This is a genomic window from Streptomyces iranensis, assembly GCF_017874715.1.
Classification (GTDB): domain Bacteria; phylum Actinomycetota; class Actinomycetes; order Streptomycetales; family Streptomycetaceae; genus Streptomyces; species Streptomyces iranensis.
This window is the reverse complement of the sequence record NZ_JAGGLR010000048.1, coordinates 1-16,552: the sequence shown is the minus strand read 5'-3', so window position 1 is coordinate 16,552 and position 16,552 is coordinate 1. Positions and strand designations below refer to the sequence as shown.

Here is a 16,552-nt window from a genome sequence, read left to right as displayed (position 1 = left end):
CTCCCGGTGTTCATCCGTTCGTGCTCTACACGTTGTCGCTCCGTGCAAGGGAGCGGATCAGCGAGAGACGCCGTGGCCACCATGCGCCCCGGATCTCTCAGGTGGCTGTCGCCGCTTCCGAGTCGAGGGGAATCACATGGCCTTGTTCGAGCATCCATCCGTGGCGGCTGGTTCCGCCCGTCCCCCCGTGGGCGACACGGGACGGATGATGCGGATGCGACGAGCCCGGCTCACCGCGTGATCTGGCGTTGTGGGGCGGTACCGAACGCACTGGCTGCCCTGGGGACGGCTGTCCGACGCGGTACGCACCGGCACCGCCCCGGCACGCGCCGCCCTCGGCACGCCGGTCTGGAACTCGTCAAGGCTGAGGCGCGCCCGGCGAACTGCGCACCGAAATGCGCAGCTTCGTTCTCCGACACATAGTCGAACAGGGGCGGGTTCGACGAACTCATCTTCATCCCGGCGCTCGCCGAAGTCGTCCGCTGAGCAGTTCGCTCCGGCGTCGCGGTGGGGGTGAGGACGTCCCCGCACGTTTACGCGCCTGGGCGCACTCGATGGAAAAGGCCAAGAAATGAAGGTTATGTCGAGGTACCAACCTTGCTCGGAGATTGTGTTGGACATTCTCATGAGCGGGGAAATGACGCTTACCACGCCCACGACGCAGATATGGTGCACGCCAAAAGAGACGGCCATGTGGATTGCGCTGTGTGAGCACGAGGGAGACCTCGAAGCAGCCGCTGATCGGCTCTCCGCCGCGTGGGGCTCAGGTGCATTCAGCGTTTACGTGGAACTCATGGACCGGGTAGAGAGGTGGCGTCATGCGGGTCTGCTCTCGCGAGAGGACATTCTGCTCTGAGCATCAGATACGCGACATCGCATCCTCATGGCCCTGCCGAACAAGCGAACACGCGCCAGATCCCGGGCGCGCCGGTGACGCGCTCACCGCCGCCGTGGAACACCGGGCGTGGCTGCTGAAGGCCCACACGGCCCACACGGCCCACACGGCCCACAATGCTCGCCATGCACCCCACGCGCCCCATGCACCCAGCACCCACGACGCGAACGGGGCGGGGACGCGGGAACCCTCCGTGGCGGAAGAATCACCCGAACCGCCAAGTCCCCGTCCCGTCCTGACCTGGGAGCGACCCGCGGTACGGGACCGGCCGACCGGCTGAGCGAAGATCCCGCGTCACGCCGCGGACGGGTACGCCCACGGAGGCTTCTCACCGACCTCGTCGTGGGCGCTCTCGACGAGGCCCATGGCCAGCCGCAGGGCGCGTACCGCGTGATACGTCCGCGACTTGACGGTGCCCGGCGGAATACCGAGCAACTGGCCCGTCTCCTGCGTCGACCTGCCGGAGTAGTACGTCTCGTACAGCACTTCCCGGTGCTTGGGCGACAGTTGCCGGAAAGCCTCCCTGAGAAGCAAGGAGGTAAGCAACCTGTCCACGTCGTCGGGCCGGGTCACCAAGTCGTCCAGCCAGGCGTTGCCACTGACCTCCTGGGGGCGCGTCATGCGCAACCGGTAGTCGTCGACGACGAGGTTGCGGGCCACCCTGAACAGCCACGGCCGAAGCGGCCGGTCGGCGTTCAGGTCCTGCGTGCGCCAGCAGCGCAGCAGCGTCTCCTGCACCACGTCCTCGGCCCGGTATCGGTCACCGCGCAACAGCCGTACCACGTAGGCGTACAGAGGCCCGGCCTGCTCGTCGTAGAGCGTGTGCAGCGCGCGTTCCCGGGCGCTCTCCGCCCCCGAAGAACCAATCATGGTCCAACTCACGTTCGTACTACTCCCTCGATGCGTGACCTCGTCGAGGTCAGGCCGCCAAGCAGGGCTCGGAGGCCGCGATTCGAGGCGAGCGTTTCGAGCAAAGTTCCACATCGCTTTGACGTTCGATTGACAGATGGAACAGTCGATTCCGGTGATCCGGAAGGCGGGATACCGCGGCGGCGGAGGCGGCTTTCCCGCCACAATCACGCCGCTGACCTGCGTGTTCCCGCTCAGGTTGCTCCGGTTTCTGGCGTAGCGGTCGCGGCGGAGAGGGCGTGTATACGGCGTTTGACGTCGCGCACCAATGTGGCGTCCCCCGCGGCATCACGGCCCTGTTCCGCAAGCCCGGACCACACGGCGAGCAGCTCCCGGCCGTAGCCAGCGCCGGACGCCGGGTCGTCGATCAGCCGCCAGGCGGCAAACGCGCGCATCAGCTCCTCATGGGCGCGTGGATCACCCTGCCGGTGGCGGATCCGCGCGAGTTCGAGACACATGGCGGTCGCGGCGGAGTAATTCCCGCACCGGTACGCCGAAAACGCCTTCAGCGCGTGTGCTTCGAGAGTGAAAGGGTGCTCGTCGCCGAAGGTGCGGGCCGCGTGTTCCCGCAGCCACAAGGCGAGCGCCGCCGCGCGTTCGAAGGCGCCGGTATCCACGGCACGGGTGATGCGCGCGACGAGGACGGCGAGTTCGTCCGGCACCCGGGTAGCCCCGTGGGCGGACCATGTGCCATCGGCGAACGGTCCGGCGGGCGGCGGTTCGGCGGACGACTGCCGCTCCGTCCCGGCCCCCTCCGGGTCACTACCGTGCCGCAGGATCCGGCTCGAACCGTCGGGGGCGACCTCGATGCGGGTGACGTCCCCCTCCCGCCGGTTGTCGATCACCGCCTCGACGGGTCCGCCCCGGGCCCGCGCGTGTCGCTGCAGCGCGTCGAGCACGGCGATGTGGAACGGTTCGCCGTCCGGTACGCAGAAGGGTTCACCGTCGAGGTTCGCAGTGCCATCTCGGCGTATCAGCACCTCGATGGGGAACGGCGAGCGCCGCGATGTGCCGTCGTGTGCGTCGTGGTCCTGCCGGACCCGGTCAGGCCGCTCGCCGGGCACGGCGTCGCTCCTCGCCGTACTGGTCACTGACGGCCCGGGGGATACGACGACCCGCTGGGAATCGGCCGTGGGCTCATGCTGGGGTACTCCTCCCCGTCCGGCGGTTTCATGGCACCGGGTCAGGTCGAGAGGCTCGCCGTTGACCTGATCGGTGTCGAGGAGCGTGTCAGGCCCGAGGTCTTGTCGTTGTCGTTCTCGTCCTCGCCCCATTTTTTGGACGTGTCCGGCGGCATCTGGGAGATGCCCTCGGCGCCGTTGATGCCGACCAGTTCCTTGTTCCACCCGGACTCCTGCTGGATCTGCGAGGCGATGACGACGGGGCCGATCTGTGAGCACAGGTCCCCGATTTCCCGTAGCTGCCCGACGGATCACCGCGAGCCCCGCATGCCGCAACGGGCACAGCGGCACATCAGTTCAATGCGAATCCGTCGCGTTACGTGACACGAGGGAGGGAGTGGACACACATGGGCGTCCCTTCGGCGCTGTCCGGCGGCCCGCAGTTGTGGGCCCGCGGACCGACCACGAAGCAGGCTGCCCCGGCCCCGGACGTGCCGACCGCACCATCGGAGGGCTCGGCACCGGCCGCTTTGACCAAGCGCTCGGCACCGTCCGCGCGGTCCACCTGCGAGGCGTCCTCCCGACGCACCTCGCGGGCCTCGCCGATGCGACGATGCGCGCGGGTGTGCGGCATCCTCGAAACGCCGGGATCGCCGGCCAGCCGCCCACGAGGCGCACCAGCTCCGTACGGGCGGTGAGCGTGGTACCCATCACCGGCAGCTCACCACGCTTGGCACCTTCCAGGAGCGCCCGCTGGGACAGCGCGACCCGGGGCCGGGTCGTACAGGCCGGGCTCCGGTCCGGGAGGGCATCCAACGGCTTACCCGTCCGCCGGTCCTCCTGCACCACCCACTCAAGCTGCCAGCCGGCGGGGACCGGCGGGGACCGGCGGGGAGGAGGTATCAGTGCCTGCGCGCCGGCGTCACCGCGCGCACCAGCCACTCGCCGAAACCGGGCGCCCCCACGGGATTCACCGGTCGCGGCTCAGACGGTCACCACGGAAGCCCCCGCCCACCGTTCAGCCGATCCCGTCCGGTGGCATCGCGGCCACTCATGTTCCCGAAGAGGGTTGAACCGAGTCCGCGCTCGCCCCGTAGTAGCGACCGACGAAAACCGCACGCGGAGGAGACCCCGACTCCAAAGGAGCGGCACATCTCCGTTCGGCTTGCAGGTTCCAAGATTGGTTGAGATACGGCTTCTGAGCACAAGATGTGAGCACGGACGGGTGTTGTGGATACCGGACCCATGAAAGCCACGATCACCGCGAAGACCGCGGCGAAGACCGAGAGGGGCATGACGGGAAGGCGCCGACACTCGGGGGTCTCCGTACCAACCACCGTACTCAGCCTGCTTCTTCTGCTGCTGCCGGCCGCCACGGGGTGCGTCAGTGTCCAGGACGAACCGGAGGCCGAGAAGAAGCGGCCCAACGTGCTGATGGTGATGACCGACGACCAGTGGCTCGAGTCGATGAGAGTCATGTCCAAAACCCGGAAGCTACTGGGCGACGAAGGCGTCACCTTTGACCGCTACCACCCGTCATCACCTCTGTGCTGTCCCTCACGGTCGACCTATCTGAGCGGGCAGTTCGCGCACAACAACGGCGTACGGCACAACTCCGCCCCGCGGGGCGGCTACGACAAGCTCAACGAGAAAAAGACGCTGCCGGTGTGGATGCAGAAGGCCGGCTATGTCACCTCGCACATCGGCAAGTACCCCAATGGTTACGGCGTAAAGGACCCGAAGCACGTGCCGCCCGGCTGGGACGAGTGGCGCGGCGCGATCGATCCGACCACGTACAGGATGTGGGGCTACCAGCTCAACGAGAACGGGAAGCTGCACACCTACGGGAAGCCCAGCGAGGAGGACCCGAAGCTCTACCAGACCGATGTGTACCGTGACAAAGGCGTCGACTTCATCAAACGCAAGGCCGAAGGAGACAAGCCCTTCTTCCTGAGTCTCGCCTTTCTCGCACCGCACAGCGAGATTCTGCCGAATAGGGAGAAGGTGAACTCGGGAGACCACCTGGAATCCGGGCCGACCCCGCGTCCGGGCGTCGGGGATGCCCCCCGTCCGGCGCCTCGCCACAAGGGCGAGTTCGCGAACGAGAGGCTGCCCGAGAACCCCGCGTACAACGAGAGCGACATGCGGGACAAGCCACTCTTTCTCCAGAAGCGCCCGAATCTGGACGGCGAGACCACCGCGCGCATCACCGAGAGCTACCGGGGACGGCTGGAATCGCTGCTGGCCGTCGACGAGGCCATGGAGAAGCTGATGAGCACGCTCAAGTCCACTGGTCAACTGGACAACACGTATGTGCTGTTCGCCGCCGACAACGGATTCTTCTTCGGCGAGCACCGCGTACCGACGGGAAAGTTCCTTCCGCACGGCGCGTCGGGACAGGTGCCCATGCTGCTGCGCGGCCCCGGCATCGACGCGGGGCAGCACTCGAAGGAACTCACCAGCAACGTCGATCTGGCCGCCACCATCTCGGACATCGGCGGCGCGGACCCGGACCTCGCACTCGACGGACGGTCGCTCCTGCCGTACGGGCGTGATCCCCGCAAGAGCAGCGGCAGGCCGGTGCTTCAGGAGATCGCGGAAGGTGCCCGCCGCACACCGGTGGCTCCCCCGGGCCCCGTCAAGCCCCCGGCCGGGGGGCCGCCGAACGACGACGTCTCCGCGGGTCGGGCCGCGGCTGCCGGGGACCTCGACATGGATGGCCTCGCCTCCCCCACCCCTCAGTCGCCGGGTAAGAAGCGGATGGACGGCAAGGGGGAAGAACTCTCCGCGGCATACGAGGCAATCCGCATCGGCGACTATCTCTACGTCCGCTACAGCGCCGGCGGACGGGAACTGTACGACCTGGTTGTCGATCCGCACGAATTGAGCTCACGCCACAACGATCCCCGTTACAAGAAGCTCCGCACATTCCTCGACCAGCGGCTGGACAAGCTGCAAGGGTGCGTGGGCCAGGAGTGCCGGGAGGAAATACCACAGCCTCCCGAGCCCGAGTGAGCCGCCGTTCTCCAACGATCCTGAAACACAGCCCGGTGAAGCTCCTGCCGCGGCTCTGGTCTCCCTCGATCCGCTTCCCCGTCAGCTTCTGTTCACACTGTAACTGTTCCCACGGTGTCGGACTCGCCTCCGGCACCAGGAGGAGAATCCATGTCCGATCAGCACAAATCCGGTGAGGCGGAGGCGCTACCCGGCCGCCCCACCGCCGAACCCCCGTCGCGTGAGCGACAGCAGGTCTCACCCGATTCGTCCGAGCAGTCGTCGACTCCGTCGGACGCGGCGTCCGTCGCGCGGACCCTCATCGGCTCGCGCTTCGGAGGGCGATCCGGTGGGCCCGACCGCCCTACGGCAGCGAACGCGGCCGGGGAGGGCGGCGAAGAGGGCGGCGCGCGCCGCCGAAGTGAACATGGTGGCCAGACGCGGGACGCCGACGACGGCACCGGGCCCATGAGTTTGCTGGGCAGGAGCACCACCCGCGAGGCCACCACCGGGGAGCCGTCCGCGGCCACTGCCGCCGAAAAGGGCGAGACCACCGCGAAGCCGGACGGCGACGCGCGGGGCACGGACACGATACGTACGGAGACGAGCACCGCCTCGGCGAGCACGAACGCCGACGGCAAGAGCGGCGAGTCCGCCACCGAGGGTCAGGCCGGTGCCGGAAAGGCCCGTGGAACCAAGGCGAAGGGCGTCGCGTCCGGCGCCGGACAGGGAGCGGTCCCGCCGTCCCCCACCGCCGCCGCGGCAGGGGACGGCGGAGGGCCCGACGACCGGGACGGCGACCTCTCCGGCCGTCCCAGGAAGCCCATACTGGCGGGTGCCGCTCTGGGGGGCGTCCTCCTCATAGCCGTGCCACTGCTCGTCATGGGGATGGGCTCGAAGGAGGACCACGACCGGAAGAGGACGACCAACGCCGCGGCCGACACCGTCCTGGAGGAGGACGGCTCCCGCGCGGGCGCGTTCGTCGAGAAGTCGCCATCGCCGTCCGAGCGGCCCGCGGAGAAGGAGAAGGAGAAGGAGAAGGAGAAGGATTCCGCTCCGCCCAAGCCCACCGCGGACTCGTCGCCCGGCAAGGAGGAGCCGCAGAAAGAGGCGGAGCCCGCCAAGACCCAGAAGCCGTACCGGGCGCTACCGCCCACGATGCCGATGCTCACACAACGGGTGCTCATCAAGAACCGGGCGAACGGAACCTGCGCCGCCCCGCCCGGACCGGGCGCCGACGACGCCCCGGTCCGCCACTTGGCGTGCAACAGCAAGCCGGACGGCAACCAGCTGTGGAACCTGGAGAAGAAGCTCTCCAAGGCCGGCCCCGGCGGCAAGGACCTCTTCGCCATCCGGAACGTGTCGGACAACCGGTGCATGGACCTGCCCGGCTCCGGGCCCGTGGGCCCCTCAACGCCCGTGACCGAGTTCCGGTGCAAGACCACCACCGATGACAACCAGCTCTGGTGGGCGGACAAGAAGGCCGACGGCCGCTTCTGGATCCGCAACTACGCCAGCAACCACATGTGCCTGGACTCGTTCGATACGAACGACAAAAACCGGAAACTGCAGATCTACCCGTGCGCGGCGGAGAACACCAACAACCACGAGTGGTTCTTCACCAAGTCCTGACGCGGCCCCGCGCCACCCTCAACGGTCCGCCTCTCCCCGCCGCGGGGAGGGGCGGACCGTGACCGTCGTCCTGGGCTTGCCGCCGGGCTCGTCGGCGGCCGGCGACTCGGGGCTGTAGACCCCGGGCGGATCGGTCTGCCCGTTCACCGGCATCGGGCGGCGCCGGCGTCAGCGGTTCCGGCGTCAGCGGTTCCGGCGGAGGCGGCCTGCGTGGCCACTGGGCCAAGTGGTCCTCGTCCTCCTGCCCGGCTCGCTCACCGGGGCGGGCGGCCCGGACGGCTCACCCGGCGTCTCGGCCCGGGTGGCCGACCGGCGCGCCACGGCGCCGGTCGGCGGACCCTGGCGGGCGCGCAGGGCGTTGCCGTCCGCGCCGGTCAGCTCGCCTCGCCCGCGCCGGAGTCCGGGAGCGGTACGTCGGTGACGCTCTTGGGGGAGGCTGCCCTCTTGGGGGAGGCTGCCCTCTTGGGGGAGGCTGCCCTCTTGGGGGAGGCTGCCTTCTTACGGGGCGCCTCCGTACCGCCCGCCGCCGCGGTGTCTTCCGCGACCTCGTCCGCCGGCGGGGTATCCTCGCTGGTCAGCATGGTGGGCCACGCGACGCCGGACTCCTCGTCCCCGGCGGTCTCCTCCGCGGGCGCCTCGGCCGCGGCGGCCATGATGTCCGCCAGGCCGTCTGTGGTCATCACCATGCTGACCGGGGCGGAGCTGTTGATGCACAGGCTGTGCCCCTCCGGCAGCCGGTCCAGCAGCGCGGGCACCCGCACCCGCTCGAAGCCCAGGCGTCCGGCGGCGTGCAGGTAGAGCGGCGAGGTGAAGATCGGGACCACTGCGGTGCCGTCCGGCGCCGACGCGCTCACCGGTTCGCCGTTCGCGGTGACGAGCACCGCCACCTCCGCCCTGGCGAGCGCGGCGGTGACGTCCTCCGCCGGGCCGTACCGGGTGGTGGCGAGCTGGATGGCGGCGTCCACGTCGTCCTCGGGCTCGGGCCAGCCGAGCGCCTCCGGGGAGGGCTGGTAGTTCTCGTTGTCCTGCCACTCCACGATGTCGCCGTCGTCGTCCGAGCGCCACTGGCCCACCACGGCCCAGTCCGGCGGCGGGCCCTCGCCCTGCCACGCGGGGTCGGTCAGGTAGAGCCAGTGGTTCGGCGCCAGCTTGGCGGCCTTGACGAACTCCTCTGGTGGCTCCGGCACCGCGTTGTCCTCGGATATCACGGGTGCCGCCCCGTCACCGGCGGGCGCCTCGGGGGCCGCGGTGGCGGTGGCCTGCACGGCCTCCGCGGCGCCGGTCGACGGCTCGTCCGTGTCGGTTCGGGTCACCTCGGCGGAAGTGCCGTTGTCGCTCATGCTGTCCTCGCTTACTCTGCAGACTGGCTCACTGCTGGAAATGCTTGGCATGGTCGGTGAAGTGGGTACGCTCCGGCGACCACCCGGTGTGCCCGCCGCGCCCCCCAAGGCGCCTGGCGCCCCGGAGAGCCCGGCGTACCCGTAACTCGCTCACCGGGGCGAGCCGGGCCACCTGGGCGGAGGAGCCGGAGTCCCAGGCTGACCGCGTGACCCAGCCGGGTCCGGGGCCGGGGTCGTCGGGGGATGTTGCCATGGTGGGAATCTCCACTGTCGCGGATGGGTGGGCGGATGCGGGCCGGACGGGGCCGGGCGGTGTCGGTTTCTCCGGTCACATGACGCAGCACCGGCAGGACGCGTCGTGTTGCGCTGCCGCCACGTACCTGACCACGAACACGTTCTGTTGCGCGATGTAGTGGGCGAACTCCTGGGCCGTGCGCATGGTTGCCTCACCCGTGTCGGGGTCGTACATCAGGAACCGCCGATCGCTGGTCACCACGGCGGCCTGGGCGTGACGGTCGTTGCCGAACCAGATCAACGTGCCGGGGGACAGCTTGCGGGAAGTGGCCTGGCCGGTCAGTCGCTGGCGATCGACCGAGCTGCCGCCGAGCCTCGTACGGGCGTACTGCTCCTGGGCCGCCCGGCCTCCCTGGTGGTCGGCCCAGCGGCGCACCGTGTCGGACGCTTCGCGCCGGGTGGCTTCGTCGAAGTCTCCGTACTGGAAGCCGGCGGCGGGATGCCCCTTGAGGAGCCAGTGGACCGCCATGAACGAGCAGTGCTTGTCGAGATCGACATAGTTCTCGGGAGGATTCGGGCCGACCCAGTAGTGGTCAGCGAAGTCGGTGTACAGCATCGGGTTCGCCGGCAGCTTCTCGGCGAACGCGAAAACCGGCTGAGGCGCCTGGGCGGGTGCGGGTGCGGGCGCCGTCATGACCTCGCGGTGCACGTCCCGCGCGGCCGTGTCCAGGTCCAGCGGCGTCCACACGCCGTCGGCGGTCGGGAGGGCGAGGCGCGGGGGCCCGCCACCGGTGGTGGTCTCCCCCGTCACCGAGAACGCCTCCTGAGCCGTGCCGGGGGCCTCCTGGGCCGTGCCGGGGAGCCGGACACTGTCCTGGGCGTCCCACAGTGCCGACTCGAAGACCTGTATGGCCGCCTCGAGTTCGGTGAACAGTTCGGGACCTTCGGATCGCAGCCGCCACGCGAGCTGGAGCTGGTCGACCTTCTCCCGCACCGCGTGCAGCGGTTCCAGGGCGCCCGGCAGCGTCGAGGAGCCGGCCACCGCCAGGGCGGCGTCGACCCTTTTGAGGAGGTCGGCCAGCCTGCGCTCGATCATGCGCCGGACTACGACCATGGCTTCCTTCCCGGCCCGCCGACCGGCGCCGATCAACGTGGTGATCAATTCCAGCAGCCCTTCGAGGGCGACGGCTTCCCGGACGGCCTCCGGCCACGGCGCGGCGGCGGTGTCGTCCCGGGTCAGGGCCGGGTTGTGGCTCATCGCCGCCGCGAACTCCCTCGCCATGACAGGGAGAACGATGCCGTTCAGCGGAAGGGACGCGGGACGGTAGGGAGTGCCGCGCGCCTCGAAGAGCAGGCGGCCGTTCTCGGCGTCCACGCCCATGGCGCCCATGCCGAAGTCCTTGTCCAGGTCGCCGGTGTGCAGGGGGAAGCCCGGTGGGGGCGAGAGGAGGTCCTTCTTGAACGGCCCCTCGCCACGGCCGTGGACGATCGAGTGCAGCCAGTCGATCCGGGTGGGGCCCTCGTTGAGGCTGTTGTCCTTGTCCTCGTAGGGCTCGCGGAACACCCGGTCCGCCGGGGAGTGGCCGAGGGCCCGCATGAGGTCCGGCATGTCCTGGCCGCTCCGGGGCAGCAACAGCGCGTCGATGTCCCGGCGGTCGTCGTCGTCCAGCAGTCCGTCGTGGATGGAGCAGAAGTCGCTGCGGGTCATCAGCCGGAAGGCGGTCACCACATGGCGGCGGACCAACCGGGCCCGGAACATCCCGTGCTTGGCCCCGCCCCGCTCCAGGTACAGGACGATCAGCCGCAGGAACCCCTGGGCGCGCGGCGAGAGGGGGCGGCCGTGTTCCCGGGCGAAGAACTCCTCGACCTCGGACACCCGCTGCTGGAGCCGCTCCGCCTCCTGCGGTACGAGTAGATCGTTGGCCGTGTCGGCGAGGTCCTCCAGGCCGGTCCCGTACGTGGCCTGGAGCACCGCCTTGAACCTGAGGTTCCCGGCCGTGACGGTCGCGTCCTGGACCACCCCCGCGGGGTCAAGCCCCGGGACTGCGGCGAACAGGTCGGAGAGCTGGAACCGGCGGTCCGGGGCGGCCGTGGCCATGGTCCGCATGCTCCCGACGACCGCGATGATCTGACGGAGGGCGTCCTCGGCCTGCCGCATGTCCGACGCCGGGTCCAGCACGAACTCCAGGTTGGAGCGGGTGTACGGCGGATCGTCGGGCGTGTCGGTCTCCAGGCGCCAGCCCTTGCCGCGGAAGAGCACCACGCCCCGGGCGTAGAACGGCACGGTGACTCCGGGGAGTTCCAGCTCGAAGCCGACCTTCGCGGTCAGCCGCGGCGACAGGACCGGCTGCTGCCCGGCGGGGGCCGCCGCCCCGGCGAGGTACCGGTCGCCGTCCCGGACCAGCAGAACGGACACCTCGGCGCCGGAGCCGTGCTCGACCACCACGCCGTCCGGCCCGGCGAGGGTGACGGCGACGCCCAGCTCCCGGGCGACGGCGGCGGCGAGGGCCGAATCGATCGCGCGCGCGGTGGCGGCCGGGTCGGAGGAGAGGTCACCGTCGGTGTCGGCCAGCAGGTGGAGACGCTGGGCCGGGGTGAGCCGGAGGTCGCGGACCGGCAGCGCGTTGCCGAGCAGGACCGCCTCCATCTCCTGGCCGGGTTGGAGCGTCACACCGGCCGCGGTGAGCCTGGCGACGTCGATCGCGCGGCTGTCGTCCAGCGGCGGCACGCCGGCGTCCGACAGCTCGGACTCGGTCACCCGCTGGGCTGCCCAGTCGCGCAGCTCCCCGTCGGCCACCGGCGGCTCCGCCCCGGCCTCGCGCAGGGCGTGGGCCAGCGCCGCGCCGAAGGTGTCGCCGGACGCCTCGACGGTGTGCGGGGCGACGGTGCCGTGGGGCCGGGCGTGGGATCCGGTCGCCGTGTCGGCCGAGTCCCCCAACGGCCCGTGCACCCCGAACATGGCTCCCGGGTCGGGCGCGGGCGCGATCGGCGTGGCGGGGACGGTGGTACCGAGCACGGTGGTGGACGCCTGGGAGGAGACGTAGCCGGGGGCCGCCTTCCGCCCTACGAAGTAGAAGTCCTTGGCGGTCAGCGGGTTGCCGCCCGGGTCCGGCTCCAGGGCGATGGTGGTCTTCCCCGTCGCCGGGTCGGTGAAGAAGACGGGCGTGCCGTACGCGGCCCACATGGAGCGGCCCGAGCGCAGCGCGCCCTGGCCCGGCAGGCTGCCCCCCATCAGATCGCCGGGGCGGGGACGCGAGCGGGGAACCATGAGGACGACCCTGGTCTTCAGCGGGAGTTCGGCGGTCGCGGGGTCGCGGTACATCAGCTCGCCGATCTCGTCGTGCGGCGCCGCGAGTCCGCGCATCTCGACCCGGGTGTCGTCACGGCGGTCCGCCCGGTACACCCACGGCGAGGCCTCCGGCCACTCCGGGTCGTACCAGGGGGCCTGGACCGTGGAATCGGCCACCAGGGTCCCGTCGGGCGCGCGCCGCAGCAGGGTGAGCTTCGTCCAGTCCAGGTCGACGGTGCCGGCCGGGTATCCGGTGTGGTCCCGGCCGATGATCGAACCGTCCTTGGCACGGATCACCGTGTTGGGCGCGAACGCCCCGCCGCTGGTCTCCAGGTGGTACTCCGCCAGTTCAATGCGCACCGGGCCGCGGCCCTGGGCCAGCGCGCGCCGTACGAGATCGAGCATGGGAATCTGCTGGGCGGGGTCGGGGTCCTTGAGGTGCAGGATCTTGGCGGCCTCCTCGCCGATCTTCTTATTGCCGCCATTGTCGCGCAAGGTGTCGATCAGCTCACGGCCTCTGACGTCGTTCCACAGCAACTGCGACCGCTCAGCGGGGCCGACCGGCGCGTTCTCGGGCAGGCCCAGGAACTCGATGGCCCGGCCGTCCACGCCGGGACCGCTCATGGTCTCCTGCAGGACGCTGAGAATGATCTTCAGCGAAGGGGGGTCGACGTAGTCGGAGAGCTTGGTTCTCGGGTCCTTGGAAATCTGCTGCCCGGCCCGGTACAGCACCCACGCCTTGCCCTCCCGGTCCAGCGGGGTGTCCGGGGGGGTGTGCTTCTTGTGGTCGGCCTGTGCCACCCGCTCGAACAGGTCCAGGGTGAACAGGGGGACGAGGTCCAGCTCGCGGTCGTTGCGCAGCATCCGGTCCAGCGCGCCCGCGCCCCCCAGCAGCACGGGGTAGTCGGTGGCGTTCCGCTCGATCGTCACGCCGAACTGGCGGCGCACCATCCGGACCAGGCGCAGGGTCCGTTCGCGGATGTGGTCCGGGGCCGGGCCCGGACCGCTGTGCAGTCCGGCCATGCGGGCCCGATCGTCCAGCTCCTTCCCCTCCGGCTCGTGGAGCACCCGCTCGATGCCGAACTCGGTCCCGCTGACCTCGTTGGCCACGGCGAAAAATGCCCCGTCCGGCGTGACGACGCGGTTCACGATCGGGCGCTGGGCGGCGTACACGATCCCGCGCTTGCCCCGGTCCCGGTGCGCGTCGTTGACGAACTGCTGGGCCCCGGAGACGACGCCGAGCGGGTCAGGGACGTACGACGGCGGACCGTACGGGCCGAGACGGGGCACGCGGCCGGACTGCTCGGCGGTGAAGCACAAGAGTTCCACCGTGGAGGTCCCGGCAGGCTTGGCCCGCCAGCTCCGCCGCCGCCGCAGCGCCCCGGAGGACTGCGCGGCCGAGACGGCCCGCGTCCCGCCGGTCGTCTCCCACTCGGCCAAACCGGGCATGCCGTGCTTGATCTCGAAGAACGGGTCGGCGTCAGGATCGTCCTCCCGCCAGGGGACCTCGACCGGCGCGCTGACGGTGTTGGTCGTGGGGTCGAAGTGGACGAAGTGCGTCGCCTTCGCCAGTTCCCGCACCCCCAGGGTCTTCTGACGCAGGAGCCTGGGGGCCTCGTCGAGCCTGACGGACAGATGTCCGGTGGCGCGGTGGTCCCGGCCGGCGACGGGAAGGGAGACCACCTGCTGTTCCCACTCCTCGCCCCCGTCCTCCGGCCCGGGCGGCATGGTGGGGTCGCTGAGCAGCCAGTCCCCGACGATACCCAGATGCTCGGACACGTCGATGGCGATCCCCAGCCAGCCGGGATGGTCCGGCAGATCTCCGACACCCACGGTTCCACTGACGGACCAGACGTCCCGGCCGAGCGTGAACGCGGCACCGCGCGGGAGGAGTGTGTTGCCGGCCGCCGCCAAGGACACGAGCATCAGCAGCGGAACGTCCCCCGGCAACGCCCCCAACACCTCGGAACGGCCCAGCAGTTCGACCACGACCTCCCTGCGCGCCTCGCGCACGAACCCGTTGTCGCCCCGCACCGTGACCCTGGTCATGGACCCCTCTGCCCTCAGCACAAAAGGCCGCGGTCCACCGGACCATCCGGCGGGATCGGACTTTTTGTCGAGGACCAGCCGGCCGTCCTTCTGGACACCCTGGAACACCTGACCCAGGTCGATGGGCATGTACAGCGGCTGACCGGTCCAGTCGATGCCCCTCACGCCGTTCGGCGTGGTGAAGTGCACGCCGGAGCCGACCGCGCCCTTCAGGCCGAGGTAGAAGGCCGCGAGCTCGGTGAGACGCGTGGCGTACTCCATCTCCGGGTCCGACGCCACCCTGAGCAGATCGGTGCGTTCGGCCCGGGTGAGGGAAGCGTCGTCGGGGAGGCTGAGCACCCACCGCGTCAGCGCGTCCAGATCCAGTGGACCGCCGCGCAGTTCGGGGACGCCGGCGCGCAGCGCGTTCAGCCGCCGCAGCACCTTCCGCACGCCCTGCTGCGGCCCGCCGTAGAGGTCCCGCATGATCTGGGCGTAGTGCGCCTCCGGGTCGTACGGGGCCGTGGGCACGGCCGACGGCACGGCCGACGGCACGGGCGTGGCACCGGCGGGAGGGGCCATCATGACCGCTTCGGGGCCCTGAGGACTCATCCAGGCATGCACCGGCCAGCCGGCCGGTCCCACGGCGGTCACCTCAAGGCCCTGCTCGACACCGGGCACCGACAAGGAAGCGGGATCCGCCAGCGGAATGTGGACCGCCTTGACACCGTCGCCGTCGGTGGGCACCAGGTACATCCCGGAAGCGTCCGCCGTGAGCGTGTACGGAAGCGTCTCGTGTGCCTCCAGGACCGCCTCAGCGTTCAGGGCACGGCCGATCCACCCACTGTCCCCATACAACACCACCCCCGTGGACCCGTGCACGAAGTCATCACCGATCCGCCACCACCCCTCCGGACCGAACTCCTCACCACCGGGAAGCGTGACCCAGCCCGCCTCGTTCACCTCATAGGACAACGGCCTGGAGGAGGACTCCAACACCCGCGTCCAACGGAACACCCCCGGATTCTTACCGGCATTCCTGGGCACCCGCCCAACGGGAACCTCCCTGACGCCACCCGTCCTGGGCGCCTTGCCAACCGTGACCCGGGCGACATCACCCGTCCACGGCTCCGCAACCGTCACCCCACGCCCCAACGGCCAATGCTCCACCAGCGGATCCACCCCGGTATCCGACGACCCACCAGGCAAACCACCCTGCCCCGCCACCGGGACGGCCGGCTCCCAGGCACGCGTGCTGTGGAACCGGGGGGTCAAGTCGAACCGGGACGGCTCCAGGTATTCGCCCACCGAGACCGCGGCCTCGGCCAGGAGGAACGGCAGCGCCGCAGGGAGCGGCGGCTCGGGCTGACCACTCCCGCCGAAGTGCGAACCGATCAAGCCCCGCAGCTCTTCCCACGTCAGCGGAGACTGAGCGCCCCTGGCCCGATCCAGAGCCCACAAGCCCCGCAGCAACGCATCGAACGCGGCGTGGTCGTCCTCCAGCAACGGCCCGTAGATCAAACGGATCGCCCGCACCCACCGCAGCACATACTCGGCCCGGCCCCAGTCCCCCGTCACCCGCACCGCCAACTGCCCCAGCTCCGCCATCGACGGCTCAGGACGGAAACCCGCCCACCAGTCGCCCTCCGCGAGCTGCAACCGTGCGTCGAGGTTCCAGTCGGCGGGGACCGGAACAGGCTCCTGACCACTGGCCGTCGCCCACTGCCACCCCTCCAGACCGTTGGCGAGCAACTGGCCGGCGATGGGATACGCCAGCGGGTCGTACACCCACGGTCCCGCCAGGTCGGCAACCGGCCAGAACGCGGCCACGCCCGGCGGCAGATCGAACAGGTGGGCGTCGACGGCGAAGAGGAAGTCGATGATCCGGAAGTAATCGAAGAACCGGACGCCGCCGTCCGACAAGGCCAGGGCGGCGGCACGGCTGTCGCCACGGAAGCCCACGATGTGGGCCCTGTCGAACGGCAGCGGCTGCGGGGCGCTCTCCTGCGCCACCTGCCCCTGCTCCACCAGCACCCGCTGTGTCAGGGTGAACTGCTTCGTGCGGGACAGCAGACCGTACGTGTGGTCCCCCCACCAATCCCCGTCCTGG

Annotated in this window: 7 protein-coding genes; 2 read left to right on the top strand and 5 right to left on the bottom strand. The window is 70.2% G+C overall.

The window, feature by feature from the left end; genetic code table 11:
- Window positions 1-1,189 precede the first annotated feature (1,189 nt).
- The 3 genes from J2Z30_RS48305 to J2Z30_RS52045 form a co-directional block, all read right to left on the bottom strand.
- Window positions 1,190-1,765, bottom strand: coding sequence for a sigma-70 family RNA polymerase sigma factor (locus J2Z30_RS48305; protein ID WP_044570477.1), 576 nt, complete (start codon window positions 1,763-1,765; stop codon window positions 1,190-1,192).
- A 233-nt stretch (window positions 1,766-1,998) separates the two neighbouring features.
- The gene (locus tag J2Z30_RS48300) at window positions 1,999-2,868 is read right to left on the bottom strand and encodes a hypothetical protein (RefSeq protein WP_052701382.1); all 870 of its coding nucleotides are present in this window, start codon (window positions 2,866-2,868) and stop codon (window positions 1,999-2,001) included.
- Window positions 2,869-2,987: 119 nt separating this feature from the next.
- Window positions 2,988-3,194: a transglycosylase SLT domain-containing protein gene (locus J2Z30_RS52045; protein WP_372453427.1), complete on the bottom strand. Its 207-nt coding sequence runs from the start codon at window positions 3,192-3,194 to the stop codon at window positions 2,988-2,990.
- A 976-nt stretch (window positions 3,195-4,170) separates the two neighbouring features.
- Between J2Z30_RS52045 and J2Z30_RS48290 the strand changes: the two genes are divergently transcribed.
- Together J2Z30_RS48290 and J2Z30_RS50605 are read left to right on the top strand one after the other, a co-directional pair.
- Window positions 4,171-5,940 (top strand): sulfatase family protein, encoded by a 1,770-nt coding sequence (locus J2Z30_RS48290; RefSeq protein WP_044570486.1) that lies wholly within the window; start codon window positions 4,171-4,173, stop codon window positions 5,938-5,940.
- 150 nt (window positions 5,941-6,090) lie between these two features.
- Window positions 6,091-7,551, top strand: coding sequence for an RICIN domain-containing protein (locus tag J2Z30_RS50605; protein WP_052701383.1), 1,461 nt, complete (start codon window positions 6,091-6,093; stop codon window positions 7,549-7,551).
- Window positions 7,552-7,925: 374 nt separating this feature from the next.
- Here the strand turns inward: J2Z30_RS50605 and J2Z30_RS51570 are convergent, their stop codons facing one another.
- A complete protein-coding gene (locus J2Z30_RS51570) occupies window positions 7,926-8,891 on the bottom strand; it encodes a type VII secretion system-associated protein (RefSeq protein ID WP_308280290.1) in 966 nt (321 codons plus the stop codon).
- Between the two features lie 328 nt (window positions 8,892-9,219).
- Window positions 9,220-16,476: a lonely Cys domain-containing protein gene (locus J2Z30_RS48275; protein ID WP_209469166.1), complete on the bottom strand. Its 7,257-nt coding sequence runs from the start codon at window positions 16,474-16,476 to the stop codon at window positions 9,220-9,222.
- Window positions 16,477-16,552: the final 76 nt, after the last annotated feature.

Coding starts and splice junctions, on each gene's coding strand:
- J2Z30_RS48305 (WP_044570477.1), bottom strand. CDS start 1,765: ATGATTGGTTCTTCGGGGGCGGAGAGCGCCCGGGAACGCGCGCTGCAC.
- J2Z30_RS48290 (WP_044570486.1), top strand. CDS start 4,171: ATGAAAGCCACGATCACCGCGAAGACCGCGGCGAAGACCGAGAGGGGC.
- J2Z30_RS50605 (WP_052701383.1), top strand. CDS start 6,091: ATGTCCGATCAGCACAAATCCGGTGAGGCGGAGGCGCTACCCGGCCGC.
- J2Z30_RS51570 (WP_308280290.1), bottom strand. CDS start 8,891: ATGAGCGACAACGGCACTTCCGCCGAGGTGACCCGAACCGACACGGAC.